Origin of the sequence: Novosphingobium sp. CCH12-A3, assembly GCF_001556015.1 — a bacterium.
GTDB lineage: Bacteria > Pseudomonadota > Alphaproteobacteria > Sphingomonadales > Sphingomonadaceae > Novosphingobium > Novosphingobium subterraneum.
This window is the reverse complement of sequence record NZ_LSIA01000266.1, coordinates 1-19,883: the sequence shown is the minus strand read 5'-3', so window position 1 is coordinate 19,883 and position 19,883 is coordinate 1. Positions and strand designations below refer to the sequence as shown.

The 19,883-nt window shown below is 62.0% G+C and carries 17 protein-coding genes, 1 tRNA gene and 1 pseudogene; 9 read left to right on the top strand and 10 right to left on the bottom strand.

What is annotated here, in order from left to right; all coding sequences use genetic code 11:
* Window positions 1–84: 84 nt before the first annotated feature.
* A pseudogene (locus AX703_RS21415) lies at window positions 85–1,416 on the top strand (TonB-dependent receptor domain-containing protein); the annotation flags it as partial.
* Window positions 1,417–1,486: 70 nt separating this feature from the next.
* Here the strand turns inward: AX703_RS21415 and AX703_RS21410 are convergent.
* Together AX703_RS21410 and AX703_RS27565 are read right to left on the bottom strand one after the other, a co-directional pair.
* Window positions 1,487–1,828: a putative quinol monooxygenase gene (locus AX703_RS21410; protein ID WP_062347082.1), complete on the bottom strand. Its 342-nt coding sequence runs from the start codon at window positions 1,826–1,828 to the stop codon at window positions 1,487–1,489.
* A gap of 91 nt (window positions 1,829–1,919) precedes the next feature.
* Window positions 1,920–2,001: transfer RNA gene (locus tag AX703_RS27565), tRNA-Lys, on the bottom strand.
* 94 nt (window positions 2,002–2,095) lie between these two features.
* Here AX703_RS27565 and AX703_RS21405 point away from each other — a divergent pair.
* Window positions 2,096–3,367, top strand: a complete 1,272-nt coding sequence (locus tag AX703_RS21405) for a site-specific integrase (protein WP_062347080.1) — start codon at window positions 2,096–2,098, stop codon at window positions 3,365–3,367.
* An 89-nt stretch (window positions 3,368–3,456) separates the two neighbouring features.
* On the opposite strand, the gene AX703_RS21400 is transcribed toward AX703_RS21405, so the two are convergent.
* Window positions 3,457–4,113, bottom strand: coding sequence for a lytic transglycosylase domain-containing protein (locus AX703_RS21400; protein WP_062347078.1), 657 nt, complete (start codon window positions 4,111–4,113; stop codon window positions 3,457–3,459).
* A 124-nt stretch (window positions 4,114–4,237) separates the two neighbouring features.
* Here AX703_RS21400 and AX703_RS26930 point away from each other — a divergent pair, with 124 nt between their 5' ends.
* Genes AX703_RS26930 through AX703_RS21375 form a run of 4 tightly spaced genes read left to right on the top strand, consistent with a single transcriptional unit; the run spans window position 4,238 to window position 10,647 of the window.
* Window positions 4,238–5,167 carry a toprim domain-containing protein gene (locus tag AX703_RS26930; protein WP_082734725.1) on the top strand — a complete coding sequence of 310 codons (930 nt, stop codon included), beginning with the start codon at window positions 4,238–4,240 and terminating at the stop codon, window positions 5,165–5,167.
* A 40-nt stretch (window positions 5,168–5,207) separates the two neighbouring features.
* Window positions 5,208–9,449, top strand: a complete 4,242-nt coding sequence (locus tag AX703_RS21385; protein ID WP_062347071.1) for a bifunctional class I SAM-dependent methyltransferase/DEAD/DEAH box helicase — start codon at window positions 5,208–5,210, stop codon at window positions 9,447–9,449.
* Between the two features lie 53 nt (window positions 9,450–9,502).
* A complete protein-coding gene (locus AX703_RS21380) occupies window positions 9,503–9,916 on the top strand; it encodes an MbcA/ParS/Xre antitoxin family protein (protein ID WP_062347086.1) in 414 nt (137 codons plus the stop codon).
* Window positions 9,913–10,647: an RES family NAD+ phosphorylase gene (locus tag AX703_RS21375; protein WP_062347069.1), complete on the top strand. Its 735-nt coding sequence runs from the start codon at window positions 9,913–9,915 to the stop codon at window positions 10,645–10,647. The genes AX703_RS21380 and AX703_RS21375 overlap by 4 nt, the downstream gene beginning before the upstream one ends.
* A 65-nt stretch (window positions 10,648–10,712) precedes the next feature.
* On the opposite strand, the gene AX703_RS21370 is transcribed toward AX703_RS21375, so the two are convergent.
* From AX703_RS21370 to AX703_RS21345, 6 genes are all read right to left on the bottom strand, one after another.
* Window positions 10,713–11,225 carry a hypothetical protein gene (locus AX703_RS21370; protein WP_062347067.1) on the bottom strand — a complete coding sequence of 171 codons (513 nt, stop codon included), beginning with the start codon at window positions 11,223–11,225 and terminating at the stop codon, window positions 10,713–10,715.
* A gap of 269 nt (window positions 11,226–11,494) precedes the next feature.
* On the bottom strand, window positions 11,495–12,418 hold the full coding sequence (locus tag AX703_RS21365) for a hypothetical protein (protein WP_062347065.1): 924 nt from the start codon (window positions 12,416–12,418) through the stop codon (window positions 11,495–11,497).
* Window positions 12,418–13,431, bottom strand: a complete 1,014-nt coding sequence (locus tag AX703_RS21360; protein WP_062347084.1) for an SAVED domain-containing protein — start codon at window positions 13,429–13,431, stop codon at window positions 12,418–12,420. The genes AX703_RS21365 and AX703_RS21360 overlap by 1 nt, the downstream gene beginning before the upstream one ends.
* Before the next feature lie 2 nt (window positions 13,432–13,433).
* Window positions 13,434–13,892 (bottom strand): Mov34/MPN/PAD-1 family protein, encoded by a 459-nt coding sequence (locus tag AX703_RS21355; protein ID WP_062347063.1) that lies wholly within the window; start codon window positions 13,890–13,892, stop codon window positions 13,434–13,436.
* Entirely contained in the window at window positions 13,882–15,597 is a 1,716-nt protein-coding gene (locus AX703_RS21350; RefSeq protein ID WP_062347061.1) for a ThiF family adenylyltransferase, read from the bottom strand. The genes AX703_RS21355 and AX703_RS21350 overlap by 11 nt, the downstream gene beginning before the upstream one ends.
* Window positions 15,594–16,799 (bottom strand): nucleotidyltransferase, encoded by a 1,206-nt coding sequence (locus tag AX703_RS21345; RefSeq protein WP_062347059.1) that lies wholly within the window; start codon window positions 16,797–16,799, stop codon window positions 15,594–15,596. Before AX703_RS21345 ends, AX703_RS21350 begins: the two co-directional genes overlap by 4 nt.
* 491 nt (window positions 16,800–17,290) lie before the next feature.
* Here AX703_RS21345 and AX703_RS21335 point away from each other — a divergent pair, with 491 nt between their 5' ends.
* Genes AX703_RS21335 through AX703_RS26925 form a run of 3 tightly spaced genes read left to right on the top strand, consistent with a single transcriptional unit; the run spans window position 17,291 to window position 19,370 of the window.
* A complete protein-coding gene (locus tag AX703_RS21335; protein ID WP_062347055.1) occupies window positions 17,291–18,460 on the top strand; it encodes an ABC-three component system protein in 1,170 nt (389 codons plus the stop codon).
* Complete coding sequence (locus tag AX703_RS21330) at window positions 18,457–18,969, top strand: three component ABC system middle component (protein ID WP_062347053.1); 513 nt, start codon at window positions 18,457–18,459, stop codon at window positions 18,967–18,969. The genes AX703_RS21335 and AX703_RS21330 overlap by 4 nt, the downstream gene beginning before the upstream one ends.
* On the top strand, window positions 18,969–19,370 hold the full coding sequence (locus tag AX703_RS26925; protein ID WP_197423798.1) for a hypothetical protein: 402 nt from the start codon (window positions 18,969–18,971) through the stop codon (window positions 19,368–19,370). The genes AX703_RS21330 and AX703_RS26925 overlap by 1 nt, the downstream gene beginning before the upstream one ends.
* Here AX703_RS26925 and AX703_RS21320 read toward each other — a convergent pair.
* The coding region (locus tag AX703_RS21320) for a DDE-type integrase/transposase/recombinase (RefSeq protein WP_156452159.1) at window positions 19,315–19,883 on the bottom strand (569 nt) is incomplete at its 5' end. The genes AX703_RS26925 and AX703_RS21320 overlap by 56 nt on opposite strands.

Sequence of the window (19,883 nt, the reverse complement as noted above, 5' to 3'; positions counted from 1 at the left end):
TGACAGACCCGGTCTACCCGGCACCGAAACGAACTTCGCTTTGTTCACGGACGACAAGCTGTATTCCGTCCTTCGCCCTTCTTCCGCAGTAACACGGCGCGGGGTACGCTCGACAGCTACGGCATCTTCGGTGAGACCTACTTCAAGTTCAATGACCAGGTTAAGCTGACGCTTGGCCTGCGTTATAACCACGACAAGAAGTTCACCCGGGCACGTACCACCTTGCTCAGCAACGGCCTGTCGAGTGAGTTCGCTGGCGGTGGTGCAATCTACGCTCCCGTGGGGGCACAAGCGCTCGAAAATGCCTTGAACTATGCAACGGCTGGCGACTTCGACAAGGGTACTGCTGGCGTGCAGGCATTCCAGGAACGCTCGGTCAGCTTTGGCAGATTCACCGGCCGTGCGGTGCTCGATTACCAGATCAGCCCGGACAACCTGATTTACTTGTCATACTCGCGCGGTTACAAGTCAGGCGGTATCAACCCGCCGCTTTCGGTCGGCTCGGTCAATGACTCCTTCAAGCCGGAATCGGTCGATTCCTTTGAAATCGGGTCGAAGAACCGCTTTGGCGCCCTGCAACTGAACCTCTCCGCTTTCTACTATCGCTACAAGGATCTGCAGCTCAGCCGCATCACCGCGCGTACTTCGGTCAACGACAACATTGACGCGAATATCTATGGCGTTGAAGCAGAAGCAATCATGGCTCCGACGCGGAACCTGCTGGTCAACCTGTCGGCCAGCTATCTCAAGACCAAGGTGGTAGGCGATCAATTCTTCGTCGATACCCGTGACGTGTCGGCGGGGCGCTCGGACACCGTGATCATCAAGGACATCACGCTTGGTTCGAACTGCGCCGTAACCGGCGTCAGCGCTGCGGCGGCAAATGGCTTCGTAAACGCCATCAACGCCGGTGTCGGCCTGCGTCCGACCACCCCGATTCCCGGCACGAACACCACTGGCGCGTTCTCTATCTGCGGTGCGCTTGCAGCGCAGGCGGCTGGCGCCGCTGGTGCCGCCTTCGGTGGCATCCGGGTCAGTTCGGGCATCGAAAAGAACGTCCGGGGCAACGAACTGCCGCAGGCGCCGGAGTTCAAGTGGTCGGCTGGTATCCAGTACACCATCGAGATGGGCGACATGTCGATCGTACCGCGTTTCGACATCAACTACACCGGTGAAAGCTACGGCACGATCTTCAATGGCAACATCAACCGGATCAAGGGCTACGAGGTCATGAACGCCCAGATCCAGCTGAACGGCCGCGATGATCGCTGGTACCTGCGTGGCTACATCCAGAATATCACCAATAACAACGCAACGACCGGTCTGTACGTGACGGACCAGTCTTCGGGGCTGTTCACCAACATCTTCACGCTGGAGCCGCGCCGCTACGGTGTGGCTGCCGGCTTCAAGTTCTGACCTTCGACGTCGAACCAGACGCGAAAACCTTGCGCCGGAGCCTTCGGGTTCCGGCGCTTTTTATGGCAAGTCAGTCGAACGCCGCCTGAGGGACCCCGCTGCCGTCGTACACCGGTTGCTTCTGGACCACGCGATACTTGTCGACCTCTGCACCGGTCATGCCGGCCTCTGCAAGGTAGCCGGCCATGGCGCGGTAAAGTGGCCCTTCGAGATGTTCGGCCAGCGCATCGATGCTGTCCCATTCTTCGAAAACCCAAATACGGTCAGGTTTGAGCGGATCGGCATTCCAGACATAGTGGATGCATCCGCGCTCCTCGTACGTCGGCAGTATGAATTGCGCGCCACCGCGAACAATCGCTGTCGCATCCTTGCCCTCAAAGTCGATCCATCCCCACAGTGTCACCCTCTCCACGCCTGCTCTCCTTGTTCGTGATGACAAGAAGCTAGGCGCGCATACGCCAAGGCGGAATTGGCGTTTCCATCAGGTCTGGCTGATTGGGAGGTGGTGGACGCACTAGGGCTCGAACCTAGGACCCGCTGATTAAGAGCCATGATCAGAGGGTCCTAGCGCGTCCGCATGTGTCCAAAAATGGCGGAAATCTGAGATTCATGGTCCGTATCGTTCTTGAAATGTTCGCCAGTATCCACTACAAAAAGCTACCTAAGGTAGCAGGTGCATATGGCGAACAAAGTAGGTTTGACGGACGCTAAGATCGCAGGGCTGAAGGCGCCGGCTGCGGGTCAGATTGAACTGGCCGATGGTATCGTCCCTGGCCTGAGGCTCCGCATGGGTGCCAGTGGTATCAAGACGTACATTCTGCGCAAGCGGGTTCAGGGCAAATGGTTGAACGTGACAATCGGACGCCATGGTCCGAGTTTCACCCTCGCCCATGCCCGTAAGAAGGCGCGTGATCTGCTGGTCGATGTCGAGCAGGGCAAGAGCATTGCCAGAAAGCCGGGTGCTAAAAGGAAGGGGGCAAAGGGCGTCGGTACGGTCGCCGAGCTCTACGAGACGTATCTGTCCCAGCAGATCGAAGGCAAAAAGCGCAGCGCGAGGGAGTTCGATAGGGTCTTCCGAAAGTACATCGAGCCCGAGCTGGGAGACCGCCTCGCGGACTCCATTACCCGAGGTGACGTGAGCCGCTTTGTTGAGAAGATCGCATTCGAGAGGGGCAAGGAAACCCTGACGATGGCGCGGATCGTCTATCGCCATCTTTCGACCTTCTACACTTGGGCACTCACCAGACTCGAGCATATGCCTGCCAATCCCTGCCGGGACGCGTGGCGTCCGAAGCGGAATGAACCTCGCGATCGCGTACTCAGCGACCGAGAACTCGCGGCACTATGGCAATCTGCGGTCGAGGATGGCTATCCGTTTGGTCACCTTGTCCAGATGCTTGTCCTTACGGCTCAACGCCGGGGAGAAGTGCTCGATGCAGCGTGCGACGAGTTCGATTTCAAGGCGAAGGTCTGGACCGTCCCGGGCGACCGAGCGAAAAATGGCAAAGCGAATGTGGTGCCGCTGTCCGCGCAGGCTCTTGCAGTCGTCACAGAGGTATTCATGGCCGCAGGGATCGACCCTGACGACGCTCACAAGCAATCCCAAATCCTGTTGGCATCGAAGGTCACCAGCACGAACAGCGTTAGCGGCCTCTCGAAAGCATGGAAGCGGATCAGAGCAAGCGTGGACGAGAAGCTCGGCTACGAAGCCGGTCACTTCACAATGCATGACATTCGGCGGACGGTGGCAACTGGCCTCCAGCGTCTCGGCATACCTCTGGTGGTTTCTGAAGCGGTCCTCAATCACCAGTCGGGATCAGCTATGGCCGGTGTGGCTGGGGTCTATCACCGACACCAGTATACCAACGAGAAGCGCGAGGCGTTGGCGTTGTGGGGTAAGGAGGTAATACAGATTGTAGCCAAGTATCCAGCCGAGGCCAAAAGCGGCTAAACTCGCGTGCAGTCGCTTGCCTGCAAAATGGTCCAGCCCGGCAACAATCCGTCGATTGCCTCTGTTTCGGTTAACTTGGGGATAGACCGCTAAAAGCGCCAATGGCGAAGGACGTCGCGGACATATCCGGGCGTCTCGCCATTCCGCGGTATACCGCCCGCGCGTTCGACTGCACCTGGACCGGCATTGTAGGCTGCGACAGCGAGGTGAACCACGCCGAACTTGTCGAGCATCTGCCTCAGATACCGCGCCGCGCCGAAGATGTTGGCCATGGGGTCAAATCGATTGAAGACGCCGAGTTCCTTTGCCGTTGCTGGCATTAGCTGGCCAAGGCCCGCAGCGCCTGCCGGACTGACAGCAAGGGGGTTATAGCGGGATTCCGTCCAGACGAGCGCGTCGAGCAGGCCGGTAGGCAATGAATACTTCGCTTCCGCCGCATAGACGTGGGGCAGGTAGCTCGCCCGCCGAAACCCGGATGGGGCAGTTTTGGCCTTGGGCTCGTATCTGTACGGCAGGTTGACCCGTCCATTTTCTGCAACGCTCGAACTTGGTGCTGGGGCGGCTTGCGCGGCTTGCCAGAACCCATGCTCGACCAATTGAAACCCGTTCGATGCTTCGGCAATCCGAATGCCGCCTGAAGGACCGGCATGTTGCTCTGGTAAATCAGGCATTGGCAGTTCCTGGGCATTGGCAGGCATGGCTGATGCGATGGCAATGCCAAAGATCAAAAGGGCTTTCATTGTCATTTCTCGATCCTTCTATAGCCGAATCTAGCTAGAACATATAAAGAACAAACGATGTAGGAAAATGCTTTGGCGCTGGTGCAGAGCGGAGGCTGCACGGGGAGGGCACCTCAACCGGAGTAGGTCGATGCCCCAGCTAGAGAAAAGTCATCAACTCGAACGCCGTGCCCGCACGATTGTCGAACGCCTCAAGGGAACATGGCGCCAGGGCAAGGGCATGTGCTGCTGTCCTGCCCACGACGACCGCACACCGTCGCTCAGCGTGACCTTGGGGCGAAAGGCCATCCTGTTCCATTGCTTCGCCGGATGTTCGAATGAGGACGTCATTGCTGCATTGGATCGCAAGGGCGTTCGCAGCCGAGAGCTCTTTGATGGTTCTGGCCCTGGAACAGCTGATCGGCAAAATCAGAGTGATTTCAGTCCCAATGCGCGCCGCTTGTGGCAATCGGCTTCGGCGATCTCCGACAGCCCGGTCGAACGATATCTCGCACAGCGCGGTCTCCAGCACGCATCTGACCGGCTCCGTTACCTGGAACGTACGCCGCTTGGGCCACGCGGGGCTGTCCAATTTATCCCTGCGATGTTGGCCGCAGTCACGACTGACATTGGCATTATCGCAGTACACAGGACATTTCTCGATGTGGCGAGTGGCAAGCTGGCAGGCTTCGAACGACCCAAGCGTGCGCTTGGCAGTCTCGGCTTTGGTGCCGTCAGAGTTGCTCCCCCGGTGCAAGGGAGGCTGGGCCTTGCCGAAGGTATCGAGAGCGCCCTCTCAGCCATGCAGCTCTTTGGGATCCCGTGCTGGGCGACGCTTGGAAACGAGCGGTTCGGTCTGGTTTCGATCCCGGAGAGCGTGCGCGAGCTCTACCTGTTCATCGACAATGATGCCGGAGGCGCTCTCGCCGAGGAGCGAGCGCTGAAGGCCTATGCTGCGCCTAATCGTGTCATCCACTCGCGAGCACCGGCATCGCCTGGCTTTGACTGGAACGATGAGCTGCAGTCGCGGCTTGCCCAAAAACCTGATCTATCGGGCAGAGGGGAGGGGGCCTTTGGCTGATTGAGGCCTGCCCGCCGCAGGACCTCGTCAGGAGGTTCCCATGTCCAATTCTTCCCTCGCCTTCCCATTCGATGAACCATCACCACCCGTCGTTGTGATGGCGGCCCAGACCATGGCATCCGAGTTGGAGGCAGGCCGCGCGCTTTCACGCAGCGACGTCACGCGCATCATGACAGAGCACTTCGGGGGGAGCGATGCTCTCGGGCGTTGGTCAGTTCGTGACGCCCATGCAGCTACCGAGCTGGCACAGGTTCTATACCTGCGAGCAGCGGATCAGATCCTGCTCTCGGCGTCGATCGACGAGGTGGAACAGTTCTTCTGCTCCCTCGATTCCCGACTGCCGACCCAGACCAATCGCAGCGACGAGCAGATCGAATGGCAGCAGTTTGCGACGCCGCCGCGCCTTGCCTGGCTTGCTGCTCGGGCCTGCGCGCTAGCAACTGACGAGCTTGTGCTGGAACCCTCGGCCGGAACGGGCATGCTCGCGGTCTGGGCCGCCAAGGCCGGCTCGCGCCTTGCTCTCAACGAAATCTCGCCGCTCCGCCGCGACTGCCTGAATGCCATGTTCCCGGCTGCCCGAGTGGCCGGCCATGACGCCGAGCTGATCGACGAACTGCTTGATCCAGCCATCACCCCAAGCGTCGTGTTGATGAACCCTCCCTATTCGCACGGCATCGAGCGAGGGCACGATAGTCGCACCGGCTCGCGCCACCTGAGGTCGGCCTGGAACCGTCTGGCGTCCGGCGGTCGACTTGTCGCGATCATGCCCGAATGGTTCGATTGCGCGAGGTTTCTGGCCGGGCTGAAGGGGCCAGCTTCGCTGCGGCTCAATGTCGCCGTCGAACGTGCGTTCGTCAGGCATGGCACCGGGATCACCACCCGGCTGCTGGTCATCGACAAGGTGGGAGGCTCCAAGGAGACCGTCACAATCCGTACCAGCGAAATCGGCCAGCTGGTCGATCTTGTCGATGCTCTGCCGGCTCGCGCCAGCTTGGAGGCTGTTCCCGAGCAATCGAGCCTCCCGGCTCGTGCGCCGTTTCGCCTGGTGACCGCGCCGCGCAGGCCGCTGCCGACATCAGCCAGGCTCACTCCTGCAGCCACCGTTATCGGGTCGCTCACCTACCAGTCGCTCGAAACCCCTGCGCCGCTTGCCCCTCAGGTCGGCCACTATCTGCCCTATCGCCCGAGCAGGATCGTTATCGATGGCGCGGCCGAGCATCCAACACCGCTCGTTGAGTCCGTCGCCATGGGGTCGATCGCCGCACCGATGCCCGAAGCGGTGCCGCAGCTGCCCGACGGGGTGGTTGCCAAGGGGCTGCTGTCTGCTGCCCAGGCAGAGACTCTGATCTACGCGGCAAGCGCCCATGCGCGCGATCTTCCCGGTCGGTTCGAGCCCGAGGACAAGGGCTGTTCGCTCAAGGCATCTGCGGAAGGCCAGACGTACCGCCAGGGCTATTTCCTCGGGGACGGAACGGGCGCCGGGAAGGGCCGTCAGGTTGCCAGCGTCATCCTCGATCGCTGGGTGCGCGGTGAACGCCGCCATATCTGGATCTCGAAGAACGAAGCGTTGCTGGAAGATGCCCGGCGCGACTGGGCTGCGCTTGGCGGCCTGCCGATTGACATCCAGCTGCTTGCATCCTGGAAACTTGGCACCTCCATAGCCATGCGAGAGGGCACTCTCTTCGTGACCTACCCGACCCTTCGGTCAGGCCGAAACGATGCGACCCGCCTCGACCAGATCCTCGCCTGGGCGGGTGATGACTTCGACGGCGTGATCGTGTTCGACGAGGCGCACGCCATGGCCAATGCTGCTGGCGGTGAAGGATCGCGAGGCAAGGTCAAGGGATCGGAGCAGGGTATCGCTGGCGTGCGCCTGCAGAACCTCCTACCCCGCGCACGGGTGCTCTACGCTTCGGCAACCGGCGCGTCTGACGTCAACAACTTGGCCTATGCGACGCGCCTTGGCCTGTGGGGGCCGGAGACAGCCTTCGCCAATCGCGAGGCCTTCGTCGCTGACATTCGTGACGGCGGTATCGCAGCGATGGAGTTGGTCGCCCGGGACCTGAAGTCGCTCGGCCTATACACCGCGCGCGCACTGTCCTTCGCAGGCGTCGAATACGAGATCCTCGAGCATCGCCTGAGCGAGAATCAGATTGCGGTCTATGATGCCTATGCTGAGGCTTGGGCGATCATCCACGCCAACCTGCGCGACGCGCTGGAGGCGACACGGATCGTCGATAGCGAAACCGGGGGGACGCTCAACTCGGGCGCCAAGTCCGCAGCGCTGTCCATCTTCGAAGGAACCAAGCAGCGCTTCTTCGCGCAGCTGCTTTTGTCGATGAAGCTGCCCAGCCTGTTACCAGCCATCGACGCGGCGATTGCCGAGGGGAACGCCGTTGTCGTCCAGCTGGTCTCGACCGCAGAAGCCATGCTCAATCGTCGGCTTGCCGACCTCTCGGACGAAGAACGCGAAGCACTGGAGATCGATCTGTCCCCCCGGGAATATGTGATCGACTATCTCGCCAAGAGCTTTCCTGTCCGCCTCATGGCCGTCTTCACCGATGAAAACGGCAATCCTCGCTCAGAGCCGATGAGCGACGAACAAGGCGCGCCGGTGCTGTGCCGATCAGCACTCGCCGCGCGCGACAGGATGATCGAGCAGCTCTGCGCCTTGCCGCCGATCGCGACCGCGCTTGATGCCATCATCGAAAGCTTCGGCGTGGATCAGGTGGCGGAAGTGACCGGCCGGACACGCCGGCTCATCGTCGGCCGCGATGGTCGTCAGAAACTCCAATCCCGCTCACCCCGCGCCAATGTCGCTGAAACCCAGGCATTCATGGGCGGCACCAAGCGCATCCTTGTCTTTTCCGACGCCGGAGGAACCGGACGTAGCTACCATGCCGATCTCGCATCCAAGAACCAGGCCCGCCGCGTTCACTTCCTGCTCGAACCGGGCTGGCGTGCTGATGCCGCGATCCAGGGGTTGGGGCGGACAAATCGCACCAATCAGGCATCGGCCCCGCTGTTCAGGCCGGTGACGACCGATGTACGCGGCGAGCGCCGGTTCATCTCGACAATCGCGCGGCGGCTCGACAGCCTCGGTGCCTTGACGCGCGGGCAGCGCCAGACCGGCGGACAGAACCTGTTCGATCCCGCCGACAATCTCGAGAGCATTTACGCCAAGGAGGCGCTCCATCGCTGGTTCGGCCTGTTGTTCACCGGTAAGCTCGAGGCGGTCAGCTTGGGGCGCTTTCAGGAGCTGACAGGTCTCAGGATCGAAGCCCCTGACGGGTCGATGGTAGATGACCTGCCGTCAATCCAGCGCTGGCTTAATCGCATCCTCGCGCTTCCCATAGCCTTGCAGAACGCGATCTTCGATGAGTTCATGGGGCTGGTCGAGGCGCGTATCGATGCTGCCCGGCAGGCCGGTACGCTCGATCTCGGCCTTGAGACCATCGCGGTCGAGGACTTCACGCTCCTGTCGGACACGCTGTTGCGCACGGATCCGGCGTCGGGCGCAACAACCCATTTGCTGGAACTGGAAATTGCCAGAGCCCTGAAGCCGCTGACGCTGAAGAGGCTCGAGGAGCTCCACGGCCTCACTGGGCAAAGCCAGCGGCCTGTTCGGAACGCCCGATCAGGACGGGTCGCCTTGCTCGTGCCCGCCCGCAGTATTCTTGCCGATGACGGCACGCGCATTTCCCGCTTAGAATTGCTGCGCCCGCTGAAGCGCAGCCACATCACCGAGGATCAGCTGGCTGAGAGCAGCTGGGAGGGGGTCTCCGTCGACACTTTCCGCGAAGCCTGGGCAGCCGAAGTTGAGGAAGCGCGGACCAGCCACAAGCGCGAGCACCTCTATCTTGCGACGGGCCTTCTGCTGCCGGTCTGGGACAAGCTTCCTTCGGATTTCGTGAGGGTGAGCCGCATCTCGGCGGTAGATGGCCGGTCGCTCCTTGGCCGGGAGGTTCCAGCCCATTGCGTGCCCGAACTGTGCCGGGCGCTGGGTTTGGAACGCGAGCAAACGCTATCCGCCGATGACATCGTCCAGACCGTCCTAGCGACCGGCCGACCCATGGAATTCGCCGGCCGTGAGCAGCTCATGGTCAAGCGCAGTCTGGTCAATGGCTCACAGCGAATTGAATTGACCGGATGGAGCGTAGCCCGCCTTGACTGGTACAAGGCCCAAGGCTGCTTTACGGAAATCATCCGCTACCAGACGCGGCTGTTCGTGCCGATCGAGGGCGCAGCGAGCGTGATTGCCAGATTGGCATCATCCGCATAGGCCATTGCCGAATGGCATTGATTGGCGTATATGATGCCATATGGAGATTTGCCATGCTGGCTCTGCAACCCGTTGATACTGCCGTCACCGCTTTCCGTCCCGATCCGATTACCCAGGACGAGGCAGCGGCCATGTTCCGGGCAGTCCTCAATCTGTTCGGCAAATGGGAGCTGACCGACGACCAGGCGGCAACCCTGCTCGACATGCCAGTGCGCTCCTATCGGCGCTGGAAGGCCGAAGGCCCCGGGCGCGTTTCTCGCGATGGCCGCGCTCGGCTCTCCAACCTCATGGGCATCCACAAGGCGCTTCGGATCATCTTCTCGGAGGCAACGCGCGGCTATGCCTGGATAAGGTCGGTCAACAATGCCTTTGGCGGATCCAGTGCGCTCGAAGTCATGCTCGGGGGCGAACTTACCGACATCATGCGGGTGCGTCGCTACCTCGACGCCGAGCGTGGTGGCTGGTGAGCGGAATAGCGGATATCCCCGTTTCTCGAGTTGAGTGGAAGGGCGCTGTCAGGATCATCCGCAGCGCCTTTCCGCCGATCGATTTGTTCGAGGACATCGCTGATCCAGCCGACTGGCCACTGCTGATCTCGGCCGAGCAGAAGACCAATCCCCGCATCATGGCGACGATTGGCAATCTGGATCTGGTGCCTGTCGACCGCCGCGTCGGCGGCAACGCCGCTTCCTACCTCATGGCGCCGTTCACCCATGTCAGCACCGACCGGCCAAGCCGCTTTACCGATGGCAGCTACGGCGTACTCTACGTAGGGGACCAGTTCGAGACCGCGTTGTTCGAGACGATCCATCACCATACTCGCTTCATGGCACGGACAAAGGAAGCGCCTGGCTGGACTTCGCAGTTCCGGGAGATCGTCATGGCGGTCGATGCAGACCTACATGATCTAAGAGCTGCCGATTCAGAACCGAACCCGATGCTGGACCCTGACAGCTACGCGGCATCTCAAGCTCTTGCTGTGAATCTAAGGGGCTCGGAATCCGACGGCATTGTCTACCCGAGCATCCGTCATCCTGGTGGGGAGTGCGTCGCACTCTTCTACCCGGACTGCGCGTCAAACCCCTTGCAGGGACGGCACCTCGATTATCACTGGGATGGGGAGCGCGTTGACCTTGTCCGTGATGCCGGATCAGGGGCTGTTTTCCGTGTCGTCGATTTACCGCCCGATCCTGTCTGACGGCATGATTTGGGCTTCCGGCCGAGTGCTGTAGGATCTGCGAGCACAATTGCCAGCCACCAGGCTCATGTCTGCGCACCAGTCTTCACGAGTTGATGAAGGGCTTTGTCCGGCGAAACCGGGCCCTTGTACAGCGGGCTACACGGTGTATCCGCTAGCTTGGCGGAAATCGCCAGGAGGTCGTCATCATCGCCCTTTTCATAGGCATAGGCGGCCAGCCAGAATTCAGCCTGCTTAACGAACTCATTGAGGATGCCGACGACGCTCCGGTTCGCAGTCTTCGCGTACCGGACCTGGTCCATCCGCCAGACTTCCTGGGCAATGAACTCGCTGGGAACACCGTGCTCCTTCAGAATCAGAGCCAGTTGTGCGGGGAATCTTCGAGCAATTGTGGCCACTGGGGCCAGCGGCATTAGCACGGGAAGCAGCGTGCGCTCAGAAACCAGCAAGGCTACCTGCGGCTTCCATAACAGGACGGTGGCATACCAATTGCCGAGGGCGGTGTCGCTTTGTCGGGGCTCCGCGATATCGGGTTTGATCCGATCTAGCAGTTTCTTGGTGCAGTGGAGGTGGAACATGGCGGCTTAGGATAGTGCTCGCTGTCAAGCGCGTCCACTGACGCTACCGGCCACGGCGCTGGAATGGTTGGAATGGAAGGGACCGCCCAGGTCAAGACATTCAGCGTCGGTGATGCGAGCGTCGGCTCTTACTGAAATCCGTCATAAGGGTGGCGTAAACTAGCCGGTTGGCTTTCCGCCCCAATCCCGGTCGTTCGATCGCTTGGTTGAGTATCCCAAAAGCTGCCGATTGTTCATGCAGCATTGACGGCCAAGACTAGCGGTAGCCCCTAAACGTCGGAGTCAGCCATGTTCCGAACTCCGTCATCGAAATCGTCATCGTCGCCATTGTCGAACCATGCCGACGTGTCGATCTCGCTCGTTATCTCGGCCTTGCCAATGTCCTGCGGTGTCTCAACCGGAACCTGGAAGCGCATCCCGATCGGGAACTCCTCCCCGATCTCTGCGCCGTCGCCCCGCCGCCGGTCGCTTCCCGAACCGTAGAGCAGCGTCACCCCGACCGACCCCGTGATCTCGTACTCAACGTGGGTGGCGGTGATGCCGACCACGTGGCGCTCGTCGATGCCGACCCAGTCGACCGTGTAGTGCGCCGCCAGTATGTCGATCTCCCCGACCGTCTCGGTCGTTAACTTCTCGACCGCTTCCGACCGGAGCGCGTCGGCGATGCCATCAACGATCTCGCGTCGGTAATCGCGCTGCGCCTCGAGCAGCGCCGCGAGGGCGACGAGCACGTCGTGGGCGATCGCGTCTTGTTCGTCCAAGTCGCGGACGATCGTGTCCTCGCGCCCGTGGACCTGCTTGTTGAGGTCGCTGTAGGCGCCGATGACCTCGTTGATCAGTGGCTTGACGTCGATCCCGGTGATCTTCTCGATCTGCTCCACGGTCAGGCCACCGATGAGCGCGTAGGTCAGCCTCGCTTTGCGCACGGGCTTGTCCTGACCCTCCACTGGTTCGAACCAACGGCATGCCTCGACCTGCTCGCGGGGCGCGAGTGCGTCCATCACGTGATCGAGGAAGATTCGAATGGCCGTGGCGAAGAGGTTGAGCCGAAGGGGGTTCTCGCGCTGGTCGAGCGCGAGCGCGGCACCGAGCATCGTGTCGCGGGTGAACTCGGTAGGAGCCAGTTCGATCATCGAGTGGCCGAGCTTCGCGACGTCGACCGCCGGGGCCACCGGCACGGGTGCGACGGGCATCAGCGCTGCACCAGCTCAGGGGTAGCCAGACCCGCGACCGGCATACGGACCGCCCACGGAAACTTCCGCGCGTCCGCCTGCTCGAACTGGTTCACGGTCACGCCCGGTAGGTTGCGCCTGTCGTAGACGGTCCCGAGCCTAAGCGAGAGGCTGGCTGGCGCCGCGAGGAACAGCGCGATTTCGGTGACGCCCTGCCGTGAGAGCACCATGACCGTGTCGAGAAACTGCTGGGCAAGCTGCTGCTGCTTCGCATCCGACCAATGCGACGCAGTCGATCGGTCCTGCAGGTCCATCCGAATGATCGGTGCGGTCGGCTCGACCAGGCGCACGTCGCAGTCTAGCACGTCGTAGGAGGCGGAGACGCAGAGCGCGGCGCGGGTGGTGCCGCCGGCGACCGCGCCAAGTCCGGTGACATCGAAGCGCCTCCCGTCGTCGTCCTCGTCGAGCGGTCGCCAGATGTGCGCTTTGCGATCCCAGTCCATGAACAGCGTGCGGTGCTCGTCGTCTACGATTACGCCGAGCAGGAAGAGGAGGGGGACGGGCGCCAAGCCGCCGAGCGCGAAGGAAACGTCGGCCCGATTGGTGCCGTCAGTCCGGCGGGCGATGTCGTCGGGCACACCGTTCAGCTGCTGCAGGGCGCGTCCCGGGCTCACGATCTGCCCGTCGACCAGCCCCTGCCGGACATCGACGACGAACGCGTCGCGAAGGCCGCGAGCCTCTATAACGATGACCTTCTCGCGGCTCTCGCGGCGGACGTCGCGGACGACCAGCAGCAGGCCCGTCAGCACGATGACCGTGGCGACAATGAAGACGGCCCAGCTTAGCGCGGCGGCGCCACCTGAGGTGTCCCATGAGAAGACGAACGGGCCGTCCTTGGTGGGGATCCTGACGCCGATGGTCAGGCTGGCGAGGACCAGTGCATACAGCGGGACGCCGATCTTGATCAGGGAGGCGCCGACCGACCGCCGCCTGAACACCCAGTCGATGAGCGAGCGCAGGAAATGATTGAGCATGGTCATCCCTCCAGGATCTCGACGGCGGACGGCTGGTGGCCGCGGTGGAACAGGGTGCACGAGCTGGCGATCCACCGCCACCAGTCGAGCCTCACGATGAGCAGCACCGCGAAGTCGATGCCGCGCTCGCCGTGGACTAGGTCGACCATCGACGCCGCGTCTTGGACGCTGGGCGTGACGGGGAATCGCGGGTGGGAGTGCCACTCACCAAGGTAGTTGAAGCGGTCGTATTCGTTTTCCGTTCGGCGGAAGAACGCGTCGAGCGCGTCGGCGTGCGCTTCAGGGCTCCGCACGAAGTGCGCGCGGCCCCCGGTTCCGTTGTCGACAGACAGGTCTACGACGCGGAAGTGGCCCGGTTCGATCTGCTCGCCCATGAGCACCCCGCCGATCTCGCGCCGACCGGCGGCGCGGAGCGAGCGCCTGAGCGCTACCTTGACGTTCGGCGTGATCTCAATCCTCATCGTTTTTCTTCGTGGTCAGGTCTGCCAGAAGCTCCTTGAGTGCCGCGATGTCGACTGTCCCCGGCTGCACGCCCCAGGCATCACTTGCGCCGAGGTCGATCGGACGGACGTCGAACGGGGCGGTGAACAGCCATCGGTCACTGAGCCCGATCACGTAGGCGGAATAGGGGAATGTCGTTGCCTCGGGCCGGGCGAGCAAGTCGATCGCGAAGCGCGACAGGTGCGAAGCGATGACGGCAACGTCGGCGTCATCGGCAATCAGCGGCACGCCTTCGGTGCCGGGGTCCTCGTATGGCTTCGCAGATCCGTCGTCGGGCCAGTTGACGCCCTGCTCAGCATACCAGGCCTCGATCCTCTGCCGCGCCGTCAGCGGTGTCGGGTCAAGATTAGGCCGCAGTCTCACTACGATGCCGCCGGCGCCGCCGCCGAACACCTGCGCCCAGCACATCGGCTTCTCAGCGCGGCGAGCGATCGCGGAGCACAAGTTGAACACGCCGGGATCGGCGGTCGCGTCGACGATAAGGTCGCACGTCTCGATCGCCGCCATCGTCGCGGCAGCCATCGCGCCGCTCTCCTGTCCGCCAAGCGGGTTCGTGCGGGCGGTGAAGGTGCAGTCGGCGTTGACTTCCATCAGCCGCGCTCCAAGCGCCGGTGCCTTGTGGACCCCGACCGAGCGCCAGTCGAGTTCGTTGCGAACGAGGTTACCCGCCGACAGGACGTCGCCATCGACGAGCACGAAGCTGCCCACTCCCGACCGGGCGAGTTGCACGGCCACCTTCGAACCCACCGAGCCGCAGCCGACGATCGCGACCTTGGACGTCTTGAGCCGCTCGTATTCGGGGTCGAGCCTGACGCCGTCCGCTTCGGCGAATACCGCGTCGTAGCTGATCAGTTTCCGCGCGCCCGGGTCGCCGAACACCATCGGGACGTGAATGCGCTTTCCGTCGAACAGTACGATGCCGACCAAGTCTGAGCCGTCCTTGAGGTCCGTCGCGAGGCCCGAATGGCCGTGAGCCCAAAGCAGCGCCTTGAGCTCATCGAAATCCTTTGAAGCGCGGCCGCAGCCCCCCGGCACGCGCACCACGACCGCCGGGAAGGACCGGACGTACCCGCCGCGCTTCTTCGTCTCCGACCACAGGGGGGCGTCCTCCGAGCCGATCCGGGACAGCTGCGCCACGTAGGTGCCAGCGACGTCCTGCTCCTGCATCTGCGCCTCGGCGACCTCGCCTTCGGCCAGCGACCCGAGCCCAGTCAGCGTGTCTCGGGAGAACAGGAAGCGGAACGCAGAGTAACGCATCCTCTGCGCCCGCGTCGTCCGGTGGTCGGCAGGGGCGGGCCGCCCAGTCTCGTACTCTGACGACAGCAGGCGGTGTGCGCTCTCGATCATCATCGCGCCGGTGACGTCGGGTGTCCAGTTGTCCGGCCGATGCTCCAAACAGAGTTCCCCCGACGGGCCGTACTGGTGACCGGACAGCAACTCGGGGTTGCGCGTGAGGATGGAAGGAGCCGCGTCCGGGAAGAAGTCGGGGTAGACGAGCGTCAGCGGTATTGTGCGCTCGCCGACCTCGAGGTCGAAGTCGAACGCCAGCTGGGTGCCGACAAGACGCATCTCGACGTTGACAAGCCAGGGACTACTCTCGGCGAGATCGCCGATCGCGTTCCGCTCGGACTGGGCGCGGCCGGGCTGCTCGGCCCACCAGATCAAGCGAAGCCCTTTGGGGAGGTCGGCTCGCGGCGGGTGTTTGGGAAGACGGGGGCGCTCGCCGCGCCGGTCCCGATGATCGCGGCCGAAACGGCCGGGCGGAGCATGCTGCCCGAGGCTGGGTCCATGCGGGCGGCCGCCTTCTCGGCGATGGCACCCATCCGAGGCGCGACGCTCTCGACGAGTCGGCGACGCTCCACTTGCTGCGCCAGCTGCCCGAAGTCGTGTCGCGCCTGCGCGAGCCACTCGAAGAACGCATCCTGCCGCTCTGGATGCGTCGGCCACTTGTCGGCGAAGTTCTCGAGCGGATCGGATGGGTTCCGGATGATGAGGGTGCGTCCGTCACGCTCGATGAAGCGGTCCATGTTCGCCAGGATCGCATACAGCGCATCGGAGATCTTCTCCTCGCCGTTGTAGGCGTGCGCGGCCAGCGTCGTGATGATCACCGAGATCGGCCGCTCGTCGTACCGGTCGATGAACATGCCGTCGCGGTGACGCTTCAGGATCATGATCGCGGACTGGAGCGGTGTCCGCACGCGGTATTCCGGGATGTCCTCGACGCTGGCACGCACCGATTCCGCGATCGCACGCCGCTTCCTCTCGAAGATCGGCCCCATGCGCAGCTGGAACCACTTCGCGTATCCCTTGGGATTGGACCGCTGCCAGTCGTCGGCGATGTGCTCGTAGGTTTGCGACCGCACGTCGGTGATGACGATGGCCGTCTCCGACCAGCGGGTGTCGAGGCCGCGGGCCTCTAGCAGCAGCTTCTGGCGCGAGTTGTTCGGGACCGCCGGCACGATGTCCATGTGGAACTGCGCACCGTCGGAGTAGGACAGCACCCAGCAGCGCTTACCCTCGGTGACGGGCTTCACCATGCTCTGCGCGACGCGGTACGCCTTGATCTCGTCGCCGACGAGCTTCTTCAGAGCCTTCTGGCTGAGGTCGCCCGTGCCGAGCAGGCGCAGCTCGCACACCGAGTCGACGTCGTATTCCTCCTCGTCGTTCAGCGGCCGGATCGCCGTGCCGAGACGGAAGGACCCCTGCACGTAGATCTGCGGGTCGTAGCGCAGGACGGTCGATTCCGGGCGATGCAGCCAAGACCCGAGCGAAGCGTAGCTCCGGCAGGCTTGGTCGTAGCGAGTCTCGCTGATCGCGAGCGCGTCGGCCAGTGCAGCAAGGTATTCGTCAGCGCTCTTGGTAGTCATAGTATACCCCTCTATTCTGTATTTGTTCTCGACGGCGGGGTTTTTCAATGGACCGGGTGCCATCAATCCTCATCAATGTTGAGCTACCTGTGGAAATGCGTGCAGCGGGCTTACGCAACAGCATCTCAAACCCGGTGATTTCCGACGATCATTCGCTTAGGCTGCGGTAAGCCTTCAGCCTGCTGTCGGCCAAGTGGAGCCGTTCCACGCCCGCGTCAGAACGGCTGCTCTTGTCGAAACCCACTATTCTAGCTTGCTTGAGCAGTCCGATGGCATTCCGCACCAATGTGAGGCGTCCAGCAATGGTTCGATCAATCCCGCAAGCGCCATTTCTGTCGCTGTTCGCGAAGTCCGATAGGACAAGGCTCGATCACAGTCGGAGCGAGCAGATGGTTACAGCTCACGTCAGGAAAACGTACACCGAGATCAGCCATGTTCTCTTGACCTTGCACGGCGACTTCAACAGCATGGCGGACAAGGGGGCCTAACGGATGAATGCGGAGACGAAACCTGCCAAGCACAGCGCCCCTGGGCAATATCTTGGTTTTGCCTTGCAACCAGTGCGGGTCTTTTATCATCTACTGACAAGCCCAAAAGGCGCGAAGGTGTCGCTGGAGTTCAAGGACGACGTTGCGGTCCATCATGCGGACGGCAAGCTGTTGCTCGAGCAGACCAAGAGTGCGCTCCGCCAAAACCCGGTATCTGACTGGGCCGGCGATCTCTGGAAAGCGTTCGAGAACTGGCGAGCCATGATCGTCGGCAAAGAGATCGATGCGGGCTTTACCAATTACCGCCTGTATGTGACGCCGCAGAAAAAGGGTGATTTCGTGCAGGCGCTGTCGGCGGCTGACGATGTTGCTACCGCCGAGGCTGCGTTGAAGGTCATTCGGACCAAGCTGGCGAAACTGAAGACGGTGCCTGGTTGCGCCGAGCATCTCCAGCCGTTTCTTGATGCGCCTGCCGAACAGCAGATGGCGATCGTGACGCGGTTTGCATTGGAGTCGGAAGGGGCAGATCCCCTCGACGTGATTCGGGCCGTTCTCTTACCGGTCATCAGCGAGAACCAAATCGACGTCCTCATTAAGTCCGGTATCGGGCAGGCCAAGCAGGCGCTCGACCGTCTCATTCAGCGGGGCGAGCGTCCAATCCTGGATGCCGACACCTTCCGGCGCGATTTTCACGCGTTCGTCCGGCAAAACAATATGCCTGGCCTGCTCACGTCGTTCGGCGGTGCGCCGAGCGACGACTTGGTGGCCGACATCGCCACAACTAGGCCGACCTTCATTCGGCAGCTCGAGCTCGTCGAAGCCAATGACGAAGAGCGCCTGCGTGCTGTCAGCGACTATCTGCGGGCTTCGGCGGACAAGGCCGACTGGGCGGATCGCGGCGTGATCTTTCCTGGTAGCCTCGATACCTGGGACGACGATCTTGTTAGGCGTCATGGCATGATCCGGGGCGATGTATCAGATCTTCATTCCGACCGGTCGGCACCGGTTCAGGGGCGGCTAGTCTACCGTCAGTGCGCGCAGCATCAGGCCCCGCTCGAAGGACGGATAGTGCCTGGGCATTTCGTCCATGGGAGTTTCAACGATCTGGCCGATCGCCGTCGACTCGGCTGGCACGCGGACTATGAATCGCTTCTGGGAGAAGCCCCTGAATGACGGCCTTTGCAAGCACAGACCTCACCGAACTCGAACTTATCCAGAACCCTGGCATTGGCGCCTATCTCATCTGGAATTTCGCGCTGGGGTATCAGGAGGACGGTGCCGCTGAGGCTGCGCCGTTCCTGCTCGCTTTCCTCGTCCTGCCGATGCTGCTTCACCGGCAGACGTTCGACGCCGTTGCGTCGACCAGAAAGGCATCCGGCCTAACCCTGTTCACCGCTAAATTCGACCGCGAACGTGAAGTCCTTGTCGAACTTCACTCACGCGCGCGTTTGCTCAGGCCGCTTAGCCTCCAGTCGATCGGCGTCGCATCGACATCTCGGCTCATTCGCATCGACCATGGCTCCGCACTGCTGCACGGATATTCGCTCGATTTTCTTGATGTGAAGAAGCCCTCCATCCCTGAACGGCTGAAAGGATTTTCGAGCGCTGCCGACAAGATCGGCTACTGGTTTTCCAAGCTCGGCCTTCCACAAATCGCATCAACCTTGAGGATCGACTTCTAATGTATTTCCAGCTCCTCAAGTTGATCCTCTGGCCACGTACCGATGAAAAGCCCCGCGAGCTGGATTTCCATCCGGGTGTCGTGAACGTCATCAGCGGCGCGTCGAAGACTGGCAAATCCGCGGTCATTCCGATCATCGACTATTGCCTCGCCTCCGACAAATGCGCGATCCCAGTCGGCGTCATTCGCGAGAATTGCAGCTGGTTCGGCATCGTGATCGACACGGTTGAAGGGCAGAAGCTGCTCGCGCGCAGGGAGCCCGGGGATCAGCATGTCCGTCGTCAGAACATTCGGCACAGATCGCGGCTTAGATTAGCGGAGGGCGGACCTCGTCTGGGGTTGGGTTTTATGCGGCGAGCTTGCGGTGTTGCAAGCGCCGATGTTCGATGGTCTGTCGTTTGATCCTTTCGCGCTGTTTGAGGATCGTTGGTGCCCTGCCGAAGTAGGCGTCGGCGGGCGTCACGTTGCTCAGGCTCTCGTGATAACGCTGGTGGTTGTAGTGCTCGACGAAGGCCTCGATCTGGGCCTCAAGGTCGCCGGGCAGGAAGTAGTTTTCCAGCAGGATGCGGTTTTTCAGGGTCTGGTGCCAGCGCTCGATCTTGCCCTGTGTTTGCGGATGGCACGGGGCGCCGCGCACGTGGCTCATCTTCCGGGCCTCGATATATTCCGCCAGCTCGCCGGCGATGTAGCTGGGGCCATTATCGCTGAGCAGCCTGGGCTTGTGCAGCACCTTGGCGCTGTCGCAGCCGGAAGCCGCGAGCGCGAGGTCCAGCGTGTCGGTCACGTCCTCGGCCCGCATGTTGGTGCATAGCTTCCAGGCGATGATGTAGCGCGAGAAGTCGTCGAGCACCGTCGAGAGGTACATCCAGCCCCACCCGATGATCTTGAGTGGAGTAGGAAGCGCATAAGCGCTTC

Coding starts and splice junctions, on each gene's coding strand:
- AX703_RS21360 (WP_062347084.1), bottom strand. CDS start 13,431: ATGCTCAATCATTTCCTGCGCTCGCTCATCGACTGGGTGTTCAGGCGG.
- AX703_RS21335 (WP_062347055.1), top strand. CDS start 17,291: ATGAATGCGGAGACGAAACCTGCCAAGCACAGCGCCCCTGGGCAATAT.
- AX703_RS21330 (WP_062347053.1), top strand. CDS start 18,457: ATGACGGCCTTTGCAAGCACAGACCTCACCGAACTCGAACTTATCCAG.
- AX703_RS21400 (WP_062347078.1), bottom strand. CDS start 4,113: ATGACAATGAAAGCCCTTTTGATCTTTGGCATTGCCATCGCATCAGCC.
- AX703_RS26930 (WP_082734725.1), top strand. CDS start 4,238: ATGCCCCAGCTAGAGAAAAGTCATCAACTCGAACGCCGTGCCCGCACG.
- AX703_RS21355 (WP_062347063.1), bottom strand. CDS start 13,892: ATGAGGATTGAGATCACGCCGAACGTCAAGGTAGCGCTCAGGCGCTCG.
- AX703_RS21380 (WP_062347086.1), top strand. CDS start 9,503: ATGCTGGCTCTGCAACCCGTTGATACTGCCGTCACCGCTTTCCGTCCC.
- AX703_RS21385 (WP_062347071.1), top strand. CDS start 5,208: ATGTCCAATTCTTCCCTCGCCTTCCCATTCGATGAACCATCACCACCC.
- AX703_RS21365 (WP_062347065.1), bottom strand. CDS start 12,418: ATGCCCGTCGCACCCGTGCCGGTGGCCCCGGCGGTCGACGTCGCGAAG.
- AX703_RS21370 (WP_062347067.1), bottom strand. CDS start 11,225: ATGTTCCACCTCCACTGCACCAAGAAACTGCTAGATCGGATCAAACCC.
- AX703_RS21345 (WP_062347059.1), bottom strand. CDS start 16,799: ATGACTACCAAGAGCGCTGACGAATACCTTGCTGCACTGGCCGACGCG.
- AX703_RS21405 (WP_062347080.1), top strand. CDS start 2,096: ATGGCGAACAAAGTAGGTTTGACGGACGCTAAGATCGCAGGGCTGAAG.
- AX703_RS26925 (WP_197423798.1), top strand. CDS start 18,969: ATGTATTTCCAGCTCCTCAAGTTGATCCTCTGGCCACGTACCGATGAA.